The sequence below is a fragment of the Streptomyces sp. NBC_00286 genome (assembly GCF_036173125.1).
Classification (GTDB): domain Bacteria; phylum Actinomycetota; class Actinomycetes; order Streptomycetales; family Streptomycetaceae; genus Streptomyces.
In genome coordinates, this window is record NZ_CP108054.1 from 3,779,419 (window position 1) to 3,796,562 (window position 17,144).

The 17,144-nt window shown below is 69.7% G+C and carries 14 protein-coding genes and 1 riboswitch; of the genes, 7 read left to right on the top strand and 7 right to left on the bottom strand.

What is annotated here, in order from left to right; genetic code table 11:
• Window positions 1-449 precede the first annotated feature (449 nt).
• A complete protein-coding gene (locus tag OHT21_RS17105; RefSeq protein WP_328769183.1) occupies window positions 450-869 on the bottom strand; it encodes a cobalamin B12-binding domain-containing protein in 420 nt (139 codons plus the stop codon).
• 360 nt (window positions 870-1,229) lie between these two features.
• Between OHT21_RS17105 and OHT21_RS17110 the strand changes: the two genes are divergently transcribed.
• The 3 genes from OHT21_RS17110 to OHT21_RS17120 all read left to right on the top strand — a co-directional run bounded on the left by OHT21_RS17110 (window position 1,230) and on the right by OHT21_RS17120 (window position 4,241).
• Window positions 1,230-1,364, top strand: a complete 135-nt coding sequence (locus OHT21_RS17110; RefSeq protein ID WP_328769184.1) for a hypothetical protein — start codon at window positions 1,230-1,232, stop codon at window positions 1,362-1,364.
• A 100-nt stretch (window positions 1,365-1,464) separates the two neighbouring features.
• Window positions 1,465-2,430, top strand: a complete 966-nt coding sequence (locus tag OHT21_RS17115; RefSeq protein ID WP_328769185.1) for an esterase/lipase family protein — start codon at window positions 1,465-1,467, stop codon at window positions 2,428-2,430.
• A 230-nt stretch (window positions 2,431-2,660) separates the two neighbouring features.
• On the top strand, window positions 2,661-4,241 hold the full coding sequence (locus tag OHT21_RS17120) for a M23 family metallopeptidase (protein ID WP_328769186.1): 1,581 nt from the start codon (window positions 2,661-2,663) through the stop codon (window positions 4,239-4,241).
• A gap of 30 nt (window positions 4,242-4,271) precedes the next feature.
• Here OHT21_RS17120 and pcrA read toward each other — a convergent pair whose 3' ends face one another.
• Window positions 4,272-6,758 (bottom strand): DNA helicase PcrA, encoded by a 2,487-nt coding sequence (gene pcrA, locus OHT21_RS17125; RefSeq protein ID WP_328769187.1) that lies wholly within the window; start codon window positions 6,756-6,758, stop codon window positions 4,272-4,274.
• Window positions 6,759-7,042: 284 nt separating this feature from the next.
• Window positions 7,043-7,213, top strand: a riboswitch (cyclic di-AMP (ydaO/yuaA leader).
• Between the two features lie 7 nt (window positions 7,214-7,220).
• On the opposite strand from pcrA, the gene OHT21_RS17130 reads away from it, so the two are divergent.
• Window positions 7,221-8,372 (top strand): C40 family peptidase, encoded by a 1,152-nt coding sequence (locus OHT21_RS17130; RefSeq protein ID WP_328769188.1) that lies wholly within the window; start codon window positions 7,221-7,223, stop codon window positions 8,370-8,372.
• Window positions 8,373-8,499: 127 nt separating this feature from the next.
• On the opposite strand, the gene OHT21_RS17135 is transcribed toward OHT21_RS17130, so the two are convergent.
• Entirely contained in the window at window positions 8,500-8,853 is a 354-nt protein-coding gene (locus tag OHT21_RS17135) for a hypothetical protein (protein ID WP_328769189.1), read from the bottom strand.
• Between the two features lie 445 nt (window positions 8,854-9,298).
• Between OHT21_RS17135 and OHT21_RS17140 the strand changes: the two genes are divergently transcribed.
• Entirely contained in the window at window positions 9,299-10,351 is a 1,053-nt protein-coding gene (locus tag OHT21_RS17140) for a C40 family peptidase (RefSeq protein ID WP_328769190.1), read from the top strand.
• 244 nt (window positions 10,352-10,595) lie between these two features.
• On the opposite strand, the gene OHT21_RS17145 is transcribed toward OHT21_RS17140, so the two are convergent.
• Window positions 10,596-11,432 (bottom strand): response regulator transcription factor, encoded by an 837-nt coding sequence (locus OHT21_RS17145; RefSeq protein ID WP_328769191.1) that lies wholly within the window; start codon window positions 11,430-11,432, stop codon window positions 10,596-10,598.
• A complete protein-coding gene (locus tag OHT21_RS17150) occupies window positions 11,429-12,712 on the bottom strand; it encodes an ATP-binding protein (RefSeq protein ID WP_328769192.1) in 1,284 nt (427 codons plus the stop codon). The genes OHT21_RS17145 and OHT21_RS17150 overlap by 4 nt, the downstream gene beginning before the upstream one ends.
• Window positions 12,713-12,891: 179 nt before the next feature.
• Between OHT21_RS17150 and OHT21_RS17155 the strand changes: the two genes are divergently transcribed.
• Both OHT21_RS17155 and OHT21_RS17160 read left to right on the top strand, forming a co-directional pair.
• Entirely contained in the window at window positions 12,892-14,325 is a 1,434-nt protein-coding gene (locus tag OHT21_RS17155; RefSeq protein ID WP_328769193.1) for a PspC domain-containing protein, read from the top strand.
• Entirely contained in the window at window positions 14,312-14,551 is a 240-nt protein-coding gene (locus OHT21_RS17160) for a hypothetical protein (protein ID WP_328769194.1), read from the top strand. The genes OHT21_RS17155 and OHT21_RS17160 overlap by 14 nt, the downstream gene beginning before the upstream one ends.
• Before the next feature lie 57 nt (window positions 14,552-14,608).
• Here OHT21_RS17160 and OHT21_RS17165 read toward each other — a convergent pair whose 3' ends face one another.
• Both OHT21_RS17165 and OHT21_RS17170 read right to left on the bottom strand, forming a co-directional pair.
• On the bottom strand, window positions 14,609-15,139 hold the full coding sequence (locus tag OHT21_RS17165; RefSeq protein WP_328769195.1) for a DoxX family protein: 531 nt from the start codon (window positions 15,137-15,139) through the stop codon (window positions 14,609-14,611).
• A 584-nt stretch (window positions 15,140-15,723) separates the two neighbouring features.
• On the bottom strand, window positions 15,724-16,989 hold the full coding sequence (locus OHT21_RS17170; protein WP_328769196.1) for a hypothetical protein: 1,266 nt from the start codon (window positions 16,987-16,989) through the stop codon (window positions 15,724-15,726).
• Window positions 16,990-17,144 lie beyond the last annotated feature (155 nt).

Here is a 17,144-nt window from a genome sequence, read left to right on the forward strand (position 1 = left end):
CAGCCCCGCGGGGTGCCTCCGGCAGTTGGGCGGGTGCGGCGCCGTCGTGGCTGGTCGCGCCAGCCCCGCGGGGTGCCTCCGGCAGTTGGGCGGGTGCGGCGCCGTCGTGGCTGGTCGCGCAGTTCCCCGCGCCCCTAGGTGGTTGGTGGGTGCGGGGCCGCGGTCCGGTGCGTCAGCCCGTCGCCAACAGGGCATACGACCCCTTGCTGACACAGGGCGCAGCAGTGCCCAGACCGAAGCTAAGCGACGGGCATACGACGCACCGGCCCACGTCCCCTCCCACCGGAGGGAAGCCGCGGGTAGTTGGGGGTGGGGGCTTTTTCGGGGCCCTTGCTCTTCGGGGCGCGGGCAGTCGCAGACTTTTGAGGGGCGCGGGGAACTGCGCGACCAGCCACGACGTGCCCGCAGTCACCGACGAATCCAACCCACCGCCCCGTGGGGCGCCCCGTTCAACCAGAGGCAGCCGGCTGCCGGACGTTGGCTCGGACCCAGTCCACGATCGACGCCGTCGTCGCCCCCGGCGTGAAGATCTCGGCGACACCCTTCTCCTTGAGGGGAGGAATATCCGCTTCAGGAATGATTCCGCCACCAAACACCTTGATGTCCGACGCCTCGCGCTCCTTGAGGAGTTCGATGACGGCGGCGAAAAGCGTGTTGTGGGCGCCGGAAAGAATGGAGAGTCCGATCGCGTCCGCGTCCTCCTGGATCGCGGTGTCGACGATCTGCTCCGGCGTCTGATGGAGGCCGGTGTAAATGACCTCCATGCCCGCGTCACGCAGGGCTCGCGCGATCACCTTGGCCCCGCGATCGTGACCGTCGAGTCCCGGCTTGGCCACCACCACGCGGATCGGGCCGGCTGCCACACCCATCACTGTTGCCTCCATGTGCCGACTTCCGCCCCGCCGAGAAACGATCTCCAGCGAACCGGACTGCAGAAATCCGTATCTAGCAAAAACCTAAATCGACCTGTTACCGTCCCGCACCGGCTTGTATCGACTGATAGCACCTCAAGACGCCGACGGCGACTCGTCGCAACCGCTTCATGTGAGCGACATGTCACCCCACGTCAGGTGTACCCAGCGGCACAGCCGCCCCGCACCGCGCCGGCCGGGGAAGTGAACGAACGTTATCGCCACCATCCCGCAACCGGCAGTTTCGCGGTGTAGACCGAGGGGGAAATCACACGATGGGACAAGTTCGCCGCGCACCGATCCCGCACCCTGGGGCACATGGGCCACAGCCGGGCCGGGCGCAAGGGGAGCCGCCACGAGGTCGCCGTGCCTCCGCGCCGCCAGCCCGGCGGCCGGATGGTGCGGCGTATCGGCGATCGCACGACGACGGGATCCGTCGTTCCGCGGGCGTGATGCTCGCCACGTGCGCACCGCCGTTCTCCTCGTCGGCGGCTTTCCATGAGGGCACACGGGGGACAGAGCCGTCCTTTCGTGTGCCGACGGGAGGTCGGCCATGAAGGTCACCAGGGCAGTACTGCCCTTTTATCCGCTTTTGCCGCTCTGTCAAAGGCTGTTGCCCAACAGACTGGCCGGACTCTCGCTGACTCTCCTGAAGGCCACGGCCCTTGAGGTCGCGATCCTCGCGGGGCATCTGATCCTCTACCCCACGGGCATCGTCCAGGAGCGCCGCCCGGGCGCCGCCTCGCCCTCGCCAGCCCCCAACCTTCCCTCCGCCGCGCTCCCGAGGCCCCGCCGCGCCCCCGACGACCTCGATGCAGAGACCGCGGCCGACACCGAACGGGACGCCGAGGCCCACCGCCTGCCCACCCGGCCCAAGCCCCCGGTCGTCCTCCTCCACGGATTCATAGACAACCGCTCGGTGTTCGTGCTGCTGCGCCGCTCCCTGGCCCAGCACGGCAGGCAGCAGATCGAGTCGCTCAACTACTCGCCCCTCACCTGCGACATCCGTACCGCCGCCGAGCTGCTCGGCCGGCACATCGAGGAGATCTGCGAGCGCACCGGCCAGCAGGAGGTGGACATCGTCGGCCACAGCCTCGGCGGACTGATCGCGCGTTACTACGTACAGCGGCTGGGCGGCGATGCCCGCATACGGACGCTTGTGACGTTGGGCACACCGCACTCGGGCACGAGCGTGGCACCGCTGATGAACGCGCATCCGATCGTGCGGCAGATGCGGCCCGGCTCCGACGTGCTTGAGGAGCTGTGCGAGCCCGCACCGGGCTGCCGGACGCAGTTTGTGAGCTTCTGGAGCGATCTCGACCAGTTGATGGACCCGTTGGAGACGGCCTGCGTCGAGCACCCCGATCTGCTGGCGCAGAACGTACAGGTGAGTGGCATAGGTCACCTCGCGCTGCCCGTGCACCCGGCGGTCGCAGCCGGCATACGGCAGGCGCTCGACATGGACGAGACCGCGGGGACCGCTGCCGCCGCCCGCACCGGCGGACTGACCGTGGCGTAAACCACAACGCGCCCCGAGGCCCCGGCCGAACCACCGGGGAACACCCGCATGCCCTCGAACGTTCATCGAACGAAAGGCCAAAGTCGCGCCCACAGTCCGCCGAAAGGCGGCCGAATGCCCGTTTCCCCAGCGGGTGATGACGGCCGAAGATTGTCGCGCCCGCCTACCCCCGGGTACAGTCACCGCACTGCTCTGCCAGCGCCCCTGTTGTCGAGGCGAAAGAGAAGTTGGTGAACGACCGTCACCCGTCGGGGACCGTGCCGCCCCCGGCCTCGGCTCCCGAAGCCGCCTCGACGCACTTTGCGTCGTTTGGCGAGCATGGGGTCCAGCACGGCGACTTCACCACGTACGACGCCTACGCCGCCACCGGTTTTGACGCGGCGCCCACCGGCATCTACGACACCTATGGCACCCCGGGTGCCTGCGCGGCGCCGCCCTTCGAGGCCACGACGAGCTTCGAGACCGATCCCCTCTTCGGCGACCTGCCGGGCAGCGGCGGCACGGGTTCGTACACGTTCACCGGCAGTCATCAGACGCTGAACTACGACGCGTACGCGGCCCAGCACCACGCCGCGTACGACACCGGCGGCCATGACGCGACCGGCCTGTGGACGGACACCTCCGGTCAGCAGCCGCTCATCGGGATCCCGGCGCAGTCCACAGGCCCCGACATCAGCGGTCAGTGGGACGCGAACGCCTGGCTGCAGGCCGAACCGCTCGACCAGGCCCAGCAGTGGAACACGCAGACCTTCGACTCAGGTGCGTACGACGCCACGGCCTGGAACTCCGACGGGGGCGCGCAGCACGAGTCGTACGACCAACGCGCGCCGCACGAGTCGTACGACCAGCAGGCCACAGTGATCTTCGAGCAGGTCACCTACGACCAACAGGCCCCCATAGGGGACGAGTTCGCCCCCTCCGACGACCGCCTGGACTCGGACACCGGCACCGGTATCAACACCGGCAGCCACGACGAACTCCCTCTCCTCGACGGCCCCGAAGCGCCCGCCCCGGACGCCACCGCCGTCCTCCCGGCCCCCCGCCCGGGCTCCCGCACCGCCGCCCGTGCCGCATCCCGCTCCCGCCGCCGTACTCCACCCAAGCGTTCCGCCCTGCTGACGGTCGCCGTGCCGTCCGCGTGTGTGATGGGCGTGGCCGGGATCGCGGCGGCGTCCGTGGGCAGTGGGGGCGGGAACGAGAGCAACCAGACGACGGCCGCGACCGGCACGACGGCTGTGCAGCCCGCGACCGCCAACAACAAGCTGGACACCCAGCTCGAGAGCCTGACCGCAGACGCGGACGACTTCGCCGACCGGGCGAGCCGTACGCAGGAGCGGATCGACCTCAAGGCCCAGCAAGAGGCCGAGAAGAAGCGGGCGGCGGCGGAGGCGGCGCGCAAGGAGCGGCTGCGTCCGAAGTTCGCGGTGCCGGTCGAGCAGAAGGGGCTCAGCGCCTACTACGGCCAGGCCGGCATCAACTGGATGTCCGTGCACACAGGCATCGACTTCCCCGTCTCGTACGGCACGACGGTGATGGCCGCGACCGACGGCGTCGTCCGTACGGAGTGGAACAGCGCGTACGGGAACATGGCGATCGTGACCGCGAAGGACGGTACGGAGACGTGGTACTGCCACCTCTCCACCTACAAGGTCGCTTCCGGGACCGAGGTGAAGGCCGGCGACCCGATCGCGTACTCCGGAAATTCCGGCAACTCGACGGGCCCGCACCTCCACTTCGAGGTACGCCCGGGCGGCGGCGACGCGATCGACCCCCTGGCGTGGCTCCGCAGCCACGGCCTCAACCCGACGTAACCGCCCCGCTGCCCGGCCACCAAGTCCCGGCTACAACTTCTCCACCGGCGCGTAGCGCAGCAGCAGCCGCTTCGGCTTGGTGTCCCCGAAGTCGATCGTCGCCTCCGCGTTCGACCCCGTGCCCTTCACGCCGACCACCGTGCCGAGCCCGAACTGGTCGTGGGTGACCCGGTCCCCCACCGCCAGCGACACCACCGGCTTCTCCGTGGCACCGCCGCGCCGCGTGGCGAAGCCGGAGGCGCCCGAGGCCGCCGAGCGCGAAGAGGACAGGGAAGCCGCCACACCGGCCGCGGGGCCGGAGGCCACCGCTCCCATGGACCCCTTCCGCTTCCACTCCAGATGGGTGTCCGGGATCTCCTCCAGGAAGCGGGACGGTGGGTTGTACGAGGGCTGCCCCCATGCGCTCCGCATCGAGGACCGCGTCAGATACAGCCGCTCCCGCGCGCGCGTGATGCCGACGTACGCCAGCCGCCGCTCCTCCTCCAGCTCCTTGGTCTGGCCGAGGGCACGCATGTGCGGGAAGACGCCGTCCTCCATGCCGGTCAGGAACACCACGGGGAACTCAAGGCCCTTGGCGGTGTGGAGGGTCATGAGCGTGATGACGCCGGAACCGTCCTCTTCCTCGTCCGGGATCTGGTCGGAGTCGGCGACGAGCGCGACCCTCTCCAGGAAGTCGGAGAGCCCACCCGACGCCTCGCCCTCACCGGCCTCCTGCTCGAACTCCAGGGCCACGGCGGCGAGTTCCTGAAGGTTCTCGATACGGGTCTCGTCCTGCGGGTCCGTGGAGGCCTGCAACTCGGCCAGATAGCCGGTGCGTTCGAGCACGGCCTCCAGGACCGTGGCCGGGCCCGCGCCCGATTCGACGATGGTCCGCAGGTCCTCCATCAGCGTGTTGAACCGCTTGACGGCGTTCGTGGAGCGGGCCGCCATGCCGTACGCCTCGTCGACGCGGCGCAGCGCCTGGGAGAAGCTGATCTTCTCCCGGGAGGCGAGTGCGTCGATCATCGCCTCGGCGCGGTCGCCGATGCCCCGCTTGGGGACGTTGAGAATCCGCCTCATCGGTACGGAGTCCTCCGGGTTGGCGAGAACCCTCAAGTACGCGAGGACGTCCCGGACTTCCTTGCGCTCATAGAAGCGCACGCCGCCGACGACCTTGTAGGGCAGGCCGACGCGGATGAAGACCTCTTCGAAGACACGGGACTGGGCGTTCGTACGGTAGAAGACGGCGACATCGCCCGCCTTCGCCTCCCCTGCGTCCGTCAGCCGGTCGATCTCGTCGGCGACGAACTGCGCCTCGTCGTGCTCCGTGTCGGCGACGTAGCCGGTGATGCGCGCGCCCGCGCCCGCGTTGGTCCACAGGTTCTTGGGGCGGCGGCTCTCATTGCGCTCGATGACCGCGTTCGCCGCGGTCAGGATCGTCTGTGTGGAGCGGTAGTTCTGCTCCAGCAGGATCGTCGTCGCGTCCGGGTAGTCCTCCTCGAACTGGAGGATGTTGCGGATGGTCGCGCCCCTGAAGGCGTAGATGGACTGGTCGGCGTCACCGACGACACACAGCTCGGCGGGCGGCACGTCGTGCTCGCTCGGGGGTACGTCCACGGGGTGCTCGGAGGTGCCGACGAGTTCCCGTACGAGGGCGTACTGGGCGTGGTTGGTGTCCTGGTACTCGTCCACCAGTACGTGGCGGAATCGGCGGCGGTAGTGCTCGGCGACGTCCGGGAAGGCCCGCAGGAGGTTGACCGTCGTCATGATCAGGTCGTCGAAGTCGAGGGCGTTCGCCTCGCGCAGCCGCGACTGGTACATCGCGTAGGCCTGGGCGAGGGTCTTCTCGAAGCCGTCACTCGCCTGTGCCGCGAAGTCCTCCTCGTCGATCAGCTCGTTCTTGAGGTTCGAGATCTTGGCGCTGAACGACTTGGGCGGGAAGCGCTTCGGGTCGAGGTCCAGGTCGCGGCAGACCAGGGCCATGAGGCGCTTGCTGTCGGCGGCGTCGTAGATCGAGAACGAGGAGGTGAAGCCGAGCTTCTTCGACTCCCGCCGCAGGATCCGTACGCAGGCGCTGTGGAAGGTCATCACCCACATCGCGTTCGCCCGCGGTCCGACGAGGTGCTCGACGCGCTCCTTCATCTCGCCCGCGGCCTTGTTGGTGAAGGTGATGGCGAGAATCTGGCCGGGATGCACCTTGCGCTCGCCGAGCAGGTACGCAATCCGGTGTGTGAGTACTCGGGTCTTGCCGGAGCCGGCGCCGGCCACGATGAGCAGGGGGGAGCCGGAGTGCACGACCGCCGCGCGCTGGTTGTCGTTCAGCCCCTCCAGGAGCGCGGCCGCGTCCACGTGGGGACGGGGGGCGCCATCGCGGTAGTAGGCCTCCCGGTCCGGCGGCACGTCGAACTTCCCGCCGAACAGATCGTCCGGAACCTGCTCCGGTACGTGATCGTCCTCGGGCGGTGGCGGGGGCTCTTCCTCGTGGTCCCGCGAGGGTTTGAGGTCCGCCAGGAAGCTGTCATCAAAGAGGCTGCTCATCGCTCTCCGAGTCTAGGCTCCCCCACTGACAGCTCGCCGCCGCCCTGAAAAGCTGTCCGGGAAAACCCTGAGAACTCCGCTCGTACGAGGCTGCCGGGAGCCCGCCCGGATTTCCCTCACCCTCCAGGACCGTCCCGTCACGGTCGGCGACGGATCATGACGCCTGAGGCTAAGGTCACGAAAACGTATCGGACAATTCGCACATCAACCTTCACAGGAGCCACACGAGTTGGTTAGCTTTCGCAGTGGGCCGCTCGACCCCCACCGGCGAACGTCGCCGGGCCGTGCGGCTCCCGCCGAGTCCGGTACGCCCTTGTGGCCACCCGGAGCCGGGGACCCACCGACCTTGGGGTGAATCGGTCCAACTCCCTTAGGGACAAGGACCGTAGGGCAAACCTTCCGAAGCACACGCCCGAACCCGACAGCTAACTCGGTAGGCGGAGCACGGAAGGAGTCGCCTTCGTGGCGCCACACCGCAAAGCGCGGTCGTCCAGTCCCAAGGGCATACGGACCCCTGCCCTCGCCACCGCCGCTCTCACCTCGGTGGCCCTCCTGTCGCAGACCGCGAACGCCTCGCCCTCCGCGGAGCCGAAGCCCAGCCTCGACGAAGTACAGAAGAAGGTCGACGACCTCTACGCGCAGGCGGAGACGGCGACCGAGAAGTACAACGGCGCCAAGGAGAAGACCAGCAAGCAGCGCAAGAAGGTCGACAACCTCCTTGACGACGTCGCTTCCCGCACGCAGAAGCTCAACGAGGCGCGCGAGGAACTCGGTACGTTCGCCACCGCGCAGTACCGCACGGGCACCGCCGCCCCTGACACCGCCGCCATGCTGCTCGCGGACAACCCGCAGGACTACTTCGACCAGAACCAGCTGATGGACCGGCTGACCAGCCGCCAGCAGCAGGCCGTCGACGACTACGCGACGCAGCAGTCCCAGATGGCGGAGAAGCGTCAGGAGGCCTCCGAGAGCCTTCAGGGGCTCACCCAGACCGAGAACACCCTGAAGTCGTCCAAGGCGACGGTTCAGCGGAAGCTCGCCGAGGCGCGCCAGTTGCTCTCGCAGCTGACCGCCGAGGAGAAGGCCCGGCTCGCGGCGATCGAGCGGGAGCAGCGCGAGGAGGCCCAGCGCAAGGCGGAGGAACTGGCGCGGCAGCAGGCCGCGGAGGAGCAGCGCCGCCAACAGCAGCAGGCCCAGCCGGCTCCCGCGCCTTCCACCGGCGCGGGGACCTCGGCCGGCACGGGCACTTCCGCGGGCGCCTCGACCGCCAAGGGGGAGAAGGCGCTCGCCTTCGCCCGTTCCCAGACCGGCAAGCCGTACGTCTGGGGCGCCTCAGGACCGGACTCCTACGACTGCTCAGGCCTCACCCAGGCCGCCTGGAAGGCCGCCGGCGTCACCCTCCCGCGCACCACGTGGGACCAGGTCAAGACCGGCACCCAGGTCTCGGTCGCCAGCGCCCAGCCCGGGGACCTCGTCTTCTTCTACGACGACATCAGCCACGTCGGCCTCTACCTCGGCGACGGCATGATGATCCACGCCCCGAAGCCCGGTGCGTACGTCCGCGAGGAGTCGATCTACTACATGCCGGTCCACAGCGTGGTCCGTCCGGCGTGACGCACGCGCGCGTGGACCCCATTTCGGGGTGCACGCGCGCGTGAGCTGTTTTTGGGGTTTTGGCGCTCTTCATGAGGCCGTTTTTTCGAGGCTCTCCATGAGGCCGTTTTCGCGGCTCTTCGGGCCGTCAGGTCCAGAGCACAGCGATGAAGACGTTCGCGGTGGTCAGCCCGCCGACCAGCCCGAACGAGCCCTTGTCCACCTTCTCCTCGTCCCGCTTCACATACACGAGGCCCAGGATCACGATCAGCAGCGCCAGCTTGACGCCGATCTTGATGTTGTTGACCGTCTGGTCGTCGGCCTGGTTGAGGCCGACGAGGATCACGCCCGTGACGAGCATGGTGAACGCGCCGTGGAGCATCGCGGGGCCGAAGCGGGCCGTGCCCTCGCCCATCGCCTTCATCTGGGTGAGAAAGCCGCCGAGGAGTGCGGCGATGCCGATGATGTGCAGGGCGACGAAGAGATGGATGAGTACGTCCATGAGGCCGGAGCCTAACCGGGGGCTCGCATACGGCCTCACACTGCCCCCGGCCCCTGGGGGCGCCGTACGGGCTCTGACGGGCCCTGACGGACGCTGACGGACGCTGACGGACGCTGACGGGCCCCACATAGCACCGCCGCGCCGCTCGGACCTCTACGACCCCGGCATCGGTCAACACCCCGCGTCAACTTGACGACTCCAGGCCGGAATTACGGTCACATACGGTCACCATGCGGCGCAGTGCCGACAGTTCCGTACATGCCGTTACCAGGCGCGCACGCTCAGGTTTAGCGTCCTTCCCCAGGTGACCGGCTCCCCACCCGCCGTCCGGACCAGGGGCGGCAGCCGGACATCACCGCCGAGAAGATCCGGCGGCGGTCCGCTCCCCCTGTGCGGGCCGCCGCCGGACGCGTGACCGGCCCGTTCGGGAAGGAAGTGTGTCCAGGTGGCAGCGCACCGCAAGCCAAGACAGCGCTCGCTCAGTGGCAATACGGCCCGTACCGCCTTCACGATCGCCCTGGCGGGCGCGGCGAGCGCAACCTCATTCGACGGGGCGGGTTACGCCGAGCCGCGGCTGACGCCGGAGCAGGTGCGGGCGAAGGTCGACAAGTTGTACCAGGAGGCGGAGGTCGCCACCGAGAAGTACAACGGGGCGAAGGAGAAGGCCGACAAGGCGGAGGCCCGGGTGGACTCCCTCCAGGACGAGGCCGCCCGCCGGACGGAGCGGCTCAACTCCGAGCGGGATGCACTGGGTTCAGTGGCTGCCGCGCAGTATCGGGATGGGGGCATCGACCCGGCGCTGCGGCTCTTCCTCTCCTCGCAGCCCGATCAGTACTTGGACGAGGCCGCGTTCGCCGAGCGCGCCGGCAGTCGGCAGGCCTCGACCGTTTCGCGCGTACGGGGCCAGCTGCGGGAGATCGAGCAGTTGCGCGGGGCCGCCCATGTCGAGCTGGCCTCGCTCAAGTCCCAGCAGGCGGCGCAGAACCGGCACAAGAAGACGGTGACCGGGAAGCTCGGCGAGGCTCGGCGGCTTCTGTCCCGGCTGACGGACGAACAGCGTGCGCGGATCGGCACGGACGACGCCGCCACGGCTCGCGCCTCGCGCTCCTCCGACTCGCCGGATCCGGGCTCGGCTGTTGGGGCTCCCAACTCGCGGGCTGCGGCTGCCGTCTCGTACGCGTACGAGAAGCTCGGCAGCCCGTATGTGTGGGGGGCCACCGGGCCCGATGCCTTTGACTGCTCGGGGCTCATGCAGGCCGCGTATCGCTCTGCGGGGATTTCGCTGCCTCGGACGACTTATGACCAGATCGAGGCTGGGGAGCGGGTTTCGCGTGGCGATCTCCGGCCTGGGGACCTGGTGTTCTTCTACTCGAGCATCAGTCATGTGGGGCTTTATGTGGGCAACGGGCAGATGATCCATGCGCCCAATCCTTCGGCGCCGGTGCGGGTCGCTTCGCTTGATGAGATGCCGTTTGCGGGCGCCGCGCGGGTGGTGTGAGGTTGTTTCGTCGCCCCCGCCGCCCCTTCCCGTCCCATCCCTGGGGCTGTGCCCCAGGCCCCCGCCAGGGGTGGTGGGTGACACTGCGTGTCGCGGCTGCGGGTTCGTTGTGGCTGGTCGCGCAGTTCCCCGCGCCCCTAAAGGGGCGCCACCAACCTGCCCTCGACTGACGGCGACGAATACCTCTCCTTCACCCTCGTGACGTCCGCAAGAACTAATCGCAACCGCCGTACGACCGGGCGGGTCAGACCAGTCGTCGTGCCGTCGCCCACCGGGTCAGCTCGTGGCGGTTGGACAGTTGGAGCTTTCTGAGGACCGCTGAAACATGGGACTCCACCGTCTTCACCGAGATGAACAGTTGCTTGGCGATCTCCTTGTACGCGTACCCGCGGGCGATGAGGCGGAGAACCTCGCGCTCGCGTTGGGTGAGGCGGTCGAGGTCCTCGTCGACGGGCGGGGCGTCCGTGGAGGCGAAGGCGTCGAGGACGAATCCGGCCAGGCGCGGGGAGAACACCGCGTCGCCGTCCTGGACGCGGAAGACGGAGTTGACGAGGTCCGTGCCGGTGATCGTCTTCGTCACATAGCCTCGCGCGCCGCCCCGGATGACGCCGATGACGTCCTCGGCGGCGTCGGAGACGGACAGCGCGAGGAACCGTACGGGCTGCTCGGCATCCGCCATCAACGGAGCGCAGCGGCGCAGGACTTCGACCCCGCCGCCGCCCGGAAGGTGCACGTCGAGGAGGACGACCTCGGGCCGGGTCGACGTGATGACCGAGACGGCCTGGTCGACGTCGGCGGCCTCCCCGACCACCTCGACACCTGTCCGCTCGGTCTGCCCGATCTCCGCCTGGACCCCTGTACGGAACATGCGGTGATCGTCGACGAGAACCACTCGGACTCGCCGACCGGGCCCGGCGTCCGCCGAATCGGGCGTGGCCGTCGAGTCGTTGGGCTCGGCGGCGGCCTGCGGCGCGTCGGCTGCGGCCGCGCCGATGCCCGCGGCAGGGCCGTCGGCCGCGCCCGCGCCGGTCGCGCCACCGCCCGGCTCGACCGTCCCGGCCGGCTCGTTCGCGTCGCTCATGTCTCCGCCCTCTCCATCTCCAGCTCGACCTCCGTGCCGCCGTCCGGTACGGCGCGCAGCCGGGCCGTGCCGCCGTTGCGCTCCATGCGGCCGATGATCGATTCTCTGACGCCCATGCGGTCGGCGGGTATCGCATCCAGGTCGAAGCCGGGGCCGCGGTCCCTGACGGACACGAAAACCGTCCTGCCCTCGACCTCGGCGTAGACCTGCACCGCGCCGCCCTCGCCACCGTACTTGGCCGCGTTCACCATCGCTTCCCTCGAGGCCTGCATCTGGGCCCCGATTCTTTCGTCGAGCGGGCAGTCGCCGACGACCACGACCTCTATGGGGACGCCGTGCTTGTCCTCCACCTCCGCCGCGCTGCGCCTGACCGCCTCGGCGAGGGTGTCCGGCTCGTCGGCCTCGTCCTTGCCGGTGCCCTCCGGTTTGTAGAGCCAGTTACGCAGGTCGCGCTCCTGAGCGCGGGCGAGGCGGCGGACCTCGCCCGCGTTCTCCGCGTTCCGCTGTATCAACGTCAGGGTGTGCAGCACCGAGTCGTGGACGTGGGCGGCCACCTCCGCCCGCTCCTGGGCACGGATACGCATCAGCCGCTCCTCGGAGAGGTCCTGGGTCATGCGTACGAGATAGGGGCCGGCGAGCAGCGCTATGCCGACGAGGACCGCGAGCGCCGCCTGCAACACCGAACCGAGGTGGGCGGCCGAGCCCTGGAGAACGAATATCCCGGAGACTCCCACGGTGACCAGCAGGACTCCGGCCGCGGAGCGGGCCAGCGTCAGCGTGCGCCGATGGCGGCCGACCTCCACCCAGCGGGCCCGCCGCGCATTGTCCGCCTGGCGCCAGACCAGGGCCACGCCCGCGCCGACGAGGACGACGGGCCAGAGATACAGCTTGGCCCCGCCGCTCAGGTCCACATTGCCGACGAAGATCATGGCGATGACGACCATCGCGAGCAGCGCGACGATCTGGCCCTTGTCGGGCTTGCGGGCGACGAGTCTGCGGCGCCCGTCGGTGGAGGTCTCGGTGACCAGGGCCGGAGGCCGTCCGGTGTCCACGCCTCCGACGCCGAGCGGCACGAAGAACCAGAACGCGGCATACAACAAGGCCCCGAGGCCCTCGGCCATGAACAGTCCGACGAAGACCAGCCGCACCCAGACCACAGGCAGCCCGAGATGCCCGGCGAGCCCCCGCGCCACGCCACCGAGCCAGCGTCCGTCGCTGCTGCGGTAGAGCTTGCGCGGCGGCCGCGGGTCCTCGACGGGCACAGCTGCGACTTCCGGCATGTCATCGATATTCACACGCGAGGCGGGCCAGGACATCAGGGTCGACCCCCGAGACTCCCCTGATCTTCGAAGCACCGGGCGCCTCGGGGATCAAGGCCCGATGCCTCGGGGACGATTTCAGGGTTCGGCCAGGGTCGTCCCGACTGCCGCCGGACCGCTGCGGCCGTCACCATGGACACATGACAGATCACACGCACGCCGCGACGGGTCCAGGACCCGGCTCCGGCCCGGGCCCCGACGAGGCTTCGCCCGCCGGGCCGCGGGACAAGGTGCCCGCCGCCGGCGCCCCGGCCGCCGCGGGTGAGGAACCGCGCGCGCACGGGGGCCCGCCCGCGCCCGGGGATCCGGTCGTGCCCGAGGTTCCGCAGAAGTTCCGGCGCGACCGGCGGCACAAGATGCTGGGCGGCGTGTGCGCGGGGCTCGGGCGGCAGTGCGACATGGACCCGGTGATCTTCCGCATCGGGCTCGCGGTGCTCTCGGCGAGCGGCGGCATCGGCCTCATCTTCTACGGCTTCGCCTGGCTGTTCGTGGCGTACGACGACGAGGAGGAGAACGAGCTGCGCAAGCTGCTCACCGGCCGCGTGGACGGCCAGGCGCTGACGGCCGTGCTCTTCGCGCTGGTCGGCTGCGGAGTGTTCCTGTCCATGCTGGGCAACGGCGGGGTGCTCACCTTCGCCACCACGCTCGCGCTGGTGCTCGCGGGCGCCGGTTACTGGTCGCGGCAGCGCGGAGCCCCCGGCCCCGACCCGCTCGCCGCGCAGGCGGTCGCCGACGCGCCACCCGAAGCCCAGGCACCGCCCGTCCCCGCCTCCTTCTCCTCCTGGTGGCGCGACCCCATCGTCAAGGACGGCACATATGTAGGAGGCACGGGCTATCTGTGGGGCCCGAGTGACACCCGGGACCGTGACATCGCAGCGGCGGTGAACATCGCGCAGGGCAACTACCGCCCAGACATACGCGCCCGCGAGCAGAAGCCGCGCGGCCCTCGCTGGATCGGCGGCTGGGTGTTCCTGCTCGCCCTGCTGGCGGGCGCCATCGGCACCGGCGCGACCTGGGAGGAACACGCGCTGGGCACCAGCCTCCAGGCCGGCCTGGCGGGCGCCCTCATCGTCCTTGGCGCAGGCATAGCGGTCAGCGCGTTCCTGGGGCGTACGGGGGCGGGGTCCGTCTTCCTCGCGATCATCACCGCGGCCCTGCTGGCCTGCTCGGCGGCGCTTCCGAAGGACATCAGCACCCACTGGGTGCGCACGAACTGGACACCGGCCTCGGTGGCGGACGTAAGACCGGCCTACGAACTCGGCACAGGCGTCGGCACACTCGATCTGACCCGGATACCCCTCGCCAAGGGCCAGACCGTGACGACAAGCGTCGAGGTGGGCGTGGGCCAGCTCAAGGTCGTCGTGCCCAAGGACGCGACCGTGAAGCTGAACGTCGAAGTGGGCGTCGGCGACATCCAGTTCCCCGGCGACGGAAAGCAGGACGTGGACGTGGCCCCCGGCAAGTACGAGGAACGGACCCTCAGGCCCACGAGCAACACCAAGAACGGCGGCACGCTCGACCTCACCCTCGAGGTCGGCGTCGGACAGGCGGAGGTGGCCCGTGCTACGTCATGACTTCCAGCCCGGCCGACTGATAGCGGGCATGTTTTTCACGCTCACCGGCATCATCTACGCCGGCGACGCGGGCGGACTCTGGGAGACCCCTTGGTACGCGGTGATCCCTCTGGTCACCGGCGGCCTGTTCCTGGCGGCAGCGGCGGGCACGGTGACCCTCGCGATACGCCACCACCGCAAGAGCCTCGCTTCCCGGGAGACGCGGGAGGCGCCGACGCAGAGCTGAAGGCCGGGAGCTGCGGGAGCTGGGCCTGATCGCCGGAGGCCCTGGCCCTGACCAGTCCTAGTACGTGCCGGCTCGCTGCCTTCGGCGTGCGCGCAGCATCGAGTCGATCGAGAACACCGATGCGCCGGCGAGTACGAGGGGGAGCCAGGCCATCAGGTAGGGGAGGTCGTTGCCGTAGTAGTACGGGTCCGAGGGCCAGCTCACGGTCAGCCAGAGACTGAGGGAGATCATGGCACCACCGAACGCGGCGAGGCGGGCGAACAGCCCGATCAGCGTGCCGATACCGACAGCGAGTTCGCCGAGGGCGATGGCGTAGGCGAAGCCGACCGGGTTCTTGAGGGAGAGGTCGACGAGTTCCGGGATGGCCGAGGAGTCGCGCACCGTGCGCATCATGTCGCCGATCGAACCGGAACCGGCCTCCGACATGAACGCGCTGTCGGTGAGCTTGTCGATCCCCGCGTAGATGAAGGTGACGCCCAGGAAGACGCGCAGCGGTAGCAGGGCGTACCGGGTGGCGGCGTCCCGCCAGTCTCTGCCTCCGCCGTCGAGGTAACCGGAGTGCGTATCCATCCGCATACCGTGAGCCATCGCACTCCGCCACCTCTCACCGAGACAGTTCGCCCCTCAACAGACCATACGTAGCCCTTGGGCGGGCGGCTCAACCGCGGACGTAACTTTTTACCTCCGGCGGTCCAGCGGGATGCCTCCGGCGGAGGGGCGGTTGGGTTCGTTGGCACGTGCGGGTTCGTTGTTGCTTGTCGCGCAGTTCCCCGCGCCCCTAAAAAGCCTGCGACTTCCCGCGGCCCGACAGAGCAAGCGACCCGAAAAGCCCGCGCCCCCACGAAACCGGCACCCTCCCGCCGGTGGGAGGGGACGTGGGCCGGTGCGTCCCATGCCCGTCGCTTAGCTTCGGTCTGGGCACAGCTACGCCCTGTGGAAGCACGGGGCCGTATGCCCTGTTGGCGACGGGCTGACGCACCGGCCCGCGGCCCCGCACCCACCACGCACCCAAGGGGCGCGGGGCTGTGTCAATTTGCGGCTCCGCCGCGTGGGCGCGACCAGCCACACACAACCCGCACCCGCCCAACCGCCGGAGGCACCCCGCGGGGCGGCGCGACCAGCCACTACGAACCGTCAGTCGACAACGCACCCAACCCGCCCAACCGACGGAGTCAATCCGTCACATCGATCGCGTACCGGTTCGTCTCGGCCCCCGCCGCAGTGACCACCTGCACCTCCACCCGCCCTGGCTCCACATCCGCAGGCACCGGCACAGTCAGAACCGCGTCGGACGGATTCCGGAAACCCCCGGCCACGGGCACGAGCGGTACATGGACGTGGACGGAACCGATCCGGACCACCATCCGTGACAGGCGGTCGGCCGTGTGCGCACCCGGTGGCACGAAACCGGCGCCACGGATCTCGATGTCGTCCCCGGTGCGGATCGGCGCGTCCAGGTCGCCGGCCTCGCGGGACCGGACGACCGAGTGGATCACCGGTCGCCCGCCCTCCGCGTACTTGGCGGCGACGTATGTCGCGGCCGAGACCAGCACGACCAGCGCCAGCCCCCACGGCAGGTCCGGCAGCTGTTCGGGCCGCCGGGCGAGCCGTACCGCCGCGAACACCAGTGCGGCGCCGGCGATCACCACGTACTGCGTGTCCGCGAAGTTGCCCCGGCCCGAGTCGTCGGTCAGCAGGTCGGCGGCACGTGGCCGGTCGGCACGTATCTTCTGCAGGCGCTGACCGAGCACGCGCAGGCCCACCACCCGCCGCACCAGCACAGCGATCCCGCACACCACGGCGAGAACGGTGACGATGCCCGCGGCCCGGGCGAGTTCGAGCCCGGAGATCAGCGCGTCACGTTCGCCCGGCGAGGAGGCGCCCGCGAGGCGGCCAGCCAGTACCAGCACGGCGTAGACGACGAACAGCACCCAACTCGCCGCCACCGCACGGGAAGTGGAGAGCCGGTTGTCTTCGCCTATGACAGGCGCCAGCGCACCCCCGCGCGCCCGGTGGAACCACGACGCCCCGACGAGCAGCCCGCCCACGACGACCGCGGCGAGGAAGCCGGCGGTCCGTGCGGCGGTCCAGCCCGCCCCGATCGCGGTGAGCGCCTGCACCACAAGCAGGGCTCCGACGACTCCCGCCACCGCAAGGGCCGTACGCCGCCACAGCAGCCCCAGCCATGCCTCGCCCTCGGCCCGGCTCCGCTCGGCGACGAGGTCCGCGGACTGGGTCAGCTCGTCCGACACCCACTGCCGCGAGGCCCCCGCCGAGTGCGCGACCGCGGCGGGCAGCCCCCGGCCTGAGGCCAACTCGTCCCGCTTGGAAAGGAATGCGGCAACGGCTCGTCGATGCCCTTCGCGCGCCCCCTGCGGACAGTCCCCGCAGGTGCAGCCCCCTTCGTGCGCGCTCTGTCCAGCCTCCTGCACCGCCACCGCCCGCTGCCGCCTTCCCGCACCGCTCCGTAGAACCAACTCGTAGGACCAACCCATAACCGCAAGTACCAAGCACCGGGATTGTGCCGTACGCCACTGCACCCCCACGCGGCAGGTCCGCTCAGCGGCCGGGAACCCCACAACCCCCCACCGGC

What these genes read in the sequence shown, in the direction of transcription:
- OHT21_RS17145 (WP_328769191.1), bottom strand. Translation starts at nt 11,432, where the DNA reads ATGAGCGACGCGAACGAGCCGGCCGGGACGGTCGAGCCGGGCGGTGGC.
- OHT21_RS17115 (WP_328769185.1), top strand. Translation starts at nt 1,465, where the DNA reads ATGAAGGTCACCAGGGCAGTACTGCCCTTTTATCCGCTTTTGCCGCTC.
- OHT21_RS17105 (WP_328769183.1), bottom strand. Translation starts at nt 869, where the DNA reads ATGGGTGTGGCAGCCGGCCCGATCCGCGTGGTGGTGGCCAAGCCGGGA.
- OHT21_RS17110 (WP_328769184.1), top strand. Translation starts at nt 1,230, where the DNA reads ATGGGCCACAGCCGGGCCGGGCGCAAGGGGAGCCGCCACGAGGTCGCC.
- OHT21_RS17135 (WP_328769189.1), bottom strand. Translation starts at nt 8,853, where the DNA reads ATGGACGTACTCATCCATCTCTTCGTCGCCCTGCACATCATCGGCATC.
- OHT21_RS17155 (WP_328769193.1), top strand. Translation starts at nt 12,892, where the DNA reads ATGACAGATCACACGCACGCCGCGACGGGTCCAGGACCCGGCTCCGGC.
- pcrA (WP_328769187.1), bottom strand. Translation starts at nt 6,758, where the DNA reads ATGAGCAGCCTCTTTGATGACAGCTTCCTGGCGGACCTCAAACCCTCG.
- OHT21_RS17150 (WP_328769192.1), bottom strand. Translation starts at nt 12,712, where the DNA reads ATGCCGGAAGTCGCAGCTGTGCCCGTCGAGGACCCGCGGCCGCCGCGC.
- OHT21_RS17165 (WP_328769195.1), bottom strand. Translation starts at nt 15,139, where the DNA reads ATGGCTCACGGTATGCGGATGGATACGCACTCCGGTTACCTCGACGGC.